A 3,099-nucleotide genomic window follows, 5' to 3' on the forward strand; every position below is an offset into this window, starting at 1 on the left:
AAGGCGATACAGAAATATAAGGCGACACATTATGCATAAAAAAATTGCCTGCCACTACGTGGCAGGCAAGGGTACATGTTTTTAATTATTTCACCTGTCTACTTGACAGGGGCGGTTCATTTGGTGTATGTACTTTATTTAATAATTCTTCTGTTACTTCTTTGGCAGGTAATGTTTGATCAATATGTCCAATAGATAATAGTGCTTCTAAACGTAGATTCTTTGGAAAATGAAAGATATTTCTAATATAGTCCTCAGTTGAATCTTCTGTAGATGATACTCTATTTCTTCCCTGAATCCAGCAGCTGCCAAGACCTAGTGATGAAGCCATATAATGCATAGTCAAGATGACATTACTGCAGTCTTCTATCCAGACATCCGTCTTATCTTCATCACCTAATACAATAATACAGGCACCTGCCCCTTCTAGCATCTGACTTCCTGCTTTCCTACATTGAGATAATTGTGATAATAGTTTAGAATCAGTCACTACAATGAGTTCTTCCGGTTTAATATTACGTCCACTAGGTGCAAGTAATCCTGCTTCTACAATTTGATCCAATAATTCTTTTTCTACAGGTTCTCCAGTATATTGTCTATAGCTTCTTCTTTGTTTTAAAAAATCTAAAAAATCCATATAATCACCCTTTCTTTCATCCATTATAACATATTGACATGTGGTGTGGTTTTTCTATAATGAGGGTAAAGGAGCGTGATACTTATGCGTATGTTACGTACAATTGTATTAGATATTCTTATTTTCATTCTTGTGAATGTATTATGTTTCTCAATGCTTTGTCCAAGTATTATAAATAGTGCTATACAGAATGATGAAATTACCCAGGAAATGACCAACAAAGTAATGACTGTCATTAATCAATATACATATCGATTACCACAGATTACAATCAATAAAATACAAGCTGATATTAGTCAATCTGAATCTATGACCGCACTAACAAGTAAATATAGTCAGGCTATTATTAAACAGATGGCTACAGGTGAAGACAATAAAGAAGATATGACACCTTATATCAATAATCTGGCACAGGAATGTTTTGAGATTGTGGAGAAGGATACAGATATTACATTACCTAGTATATTAAAGACATCACTTACTAAATTGATTTCTTCTGGTTTAGTATCTCAGGGTATTGATCAATATGTAGATGAGTTTATTAGTAAACAGTCTCCTAAGAGATTAAAGATGATACAGATCTTCTATCAGTTAACACTTGATTCTAATCGAATGATTATGGGTGTTATTCTTGTTGTATTATGCTTGATTCAATTGATTGTAGATAAGTTATATGGATTAACTGCATTAGGTGTAACAGGTGTATTATCCGGGTTAAGTGTAAGTTATATTATGCCACTCACAATTAGTGAAGGCGCTGGTTCTTATTTGAATCGTACAGTGATCTTTGATCCATCAATACTTAGAACACCAGGATTGATGATATGTGGTATATCTGTTGTAGTAGTAATAATCGCACAGCTCATCATGAGAAAAACAGCTAGAAATTAATCTAGCTGTTTTTTACTGGAATAAATATCCTTTTAAATCATATTGTAAGACACGATAGAGGAATTTGCCTCCTGTTGTTTGATATGTACGTAAAAGTGTACCATCTAAGTTATAAACACTCCAGCTCATCTGCATTCCACTATCCGCAATTAATTGTCCATAAAGTTCCTGTGAACTAGAAACATAAGGTGAATAAGCAACTGGTATAGAACTTACAAGAGATACAGTGCGCGCATTTTCATTGACTAAATATTTATAATAATAAGAAGTACCACTCTTCATTGTAAAGAATGCATTAGAATAGTTTGTATCATTCTGCCATTTGTAGTTACTTCTAGTACTACTGTAACAGTAATTATTATTAAACATGTATAGGTAGTATTGTCCTTTAGGTAATGAATTGTCTTCTTCATAAGTGACATAATGTTGTCCTGCCTGCATAGAGAAGTCACTTGTTTTTGTGAGTAATTTAGATTCATAGCCTGTAGAGTCCCAGAATCGATCTGAACCAATCATATAGTCTATAGATGGATTTGTATAGATAGTATTGAGTTTAATGATTGTAGATGTTTCTCTAGAACTGATAATAAGAGAGTTATTACCTACTAAACCTAAAGAATTGATATGCATCCAGTCAAGGGTGTCTGCACTTGATGGCTTTTGAGTCAGTGTATAGTAGTTTTTGAATACTGTTTTGAAATTGACTATTTCTTTGATTTCTTTTGTAGATGCATTGATAGAGATGATACGGTCTTCACTTGTTTCATCATTCTTTTTAGTTGCAAGAACTAGGAAATTACCTTCTGTATCAAAGATATAGTCATGATGTAAGGTGTAATCACCTGTGTTATAGAAGTCTTTAACATATCCTGATGAGTCAACTCCAACAATAGACGTACTAGAGATACTGTAATACATTGTATTGTCTTTGAATAAGAGTCTGTGAGGACGATAAAACTTAATAGGCATTTCACTACGAATTACCCCATTTTCATCATAAAAACGCATATAAGCCCTTTTCTTAGTCTCTTCAGTGACATCATTACCTAATACACAATAGAGACCATTATCCTGCAGGTCATCTTCTGAATAAGATGTTGTAGTGACTGTTTTATATTCATTTCCACCAAGTAATTCTGGTGCGTCATAAGTAAATGATAGAGTATTAATTAATTGGTTAGATTTTGTATAGAGTCTTAATGTGATCGTGTTAGTTTCTCCAGGAATAGCACCAATAAGACTATATTCATGAGTTCGAGTGACACCTGTAGCAGACTTAGTATTCAATGTTTGTGAATAGTCCTTATAGCCATCACAAGAGATTGTATAAGTGACATAGCTATCTATGTCTGTTGTGAAGTACATATAGATACTTGTAGTATTTGTACCATAAGGATTTTTGATCAGTAATGGTGACTTAAATGAGAAGTTTCCAGTTAATTTAAGACGTTCGTAAGCGCCAAATTATATAGTGTACCTAAAAAGGACGATTAAATCACATTTTCGATTTAATCGTCCTTTATTCCAAACTCTTCTTTTATCTGTTCACTCCAAGGCATGAACCAGTCAAT

The 3,099-nt window shown here is 33.3% G+C and carries 3 protein-coding genes; 1 reads left to right on the top strand and 2 read right to left on the bottom strand.

Annotated features, from left to right (window positions below; translation table 11 throughout):
* Nucleotides 1–85: 85 nt before the first annotated feature.
* A complete protein-coding gene (locus H8909_RS12805) occupies nt 86–637 on the bottom strand; it encodes a nitroreductase family protein (RefSeq protein ID WP_238928306.1) in 552 nt (183 codons plus the stop codon).
* An 84-nt stretch (nt 638–721) separates the two neighbouring features.
* On the opposite strand from H8909_RS12805, the gene H8909_RS12810 reads away from it, so the two are divergent.
* The gene (locus tag H8909_RS12810) at nt 722–1,528 is read left to right on the top strand and encodes a hypothetical protein (protein ID WP_187013097.1); all 807 of its coding nucleotides are present in this window, start codon (nt 722–724) and stop codon (nt 1,526–1,528) included.
* A 12-nt stretch (nt 1,529–1,540) separates the two neighbouring features.
* Here H8909_RS12810 and H8909_RS12815 read toward each other — a convergent pair whose 3' ends face one another.
* A complete protein-coding gene (locus H8909_RS12815) occupies nt 1,541–2,935 on the bottom strand; it encodes an aryl-sulfate sulfotransferase (protein ID WP_255465911.1) in 1,395 nt (464 codons plus the stop codon).
* Nucleotides 2,936–3,099: the final 164 nt, after the last annotated feature.

The organism is Catenibacterium faecis (assembly GCF_014306455.1).
Taxonomy (GTDB): domain Bacteria; phylum Bacillota_I; class Bacilli_A; order Erysipelotrichales; family Coprobacillaceae; genus Catenibacterium; species Catenibacterium mitsuoka_A.

What these genes read in the sequence shown, in the direction of transcription:
- H8909_RS12805 (WP_238928306.1), bottom strand. Translation starts at nt 637, where the DNA reads ATGGATTTTTTAGATTTTTTAAAACAAAGAAGAAGCTATAGACAATAT.
- H8909_RS12810 (WP_187013097.1), top strand. Translation starts at nt 722, where the DNA reads ATGCGTATGTTACGTACAATTGTATTAGATATTCTTATTTTCATTCTT.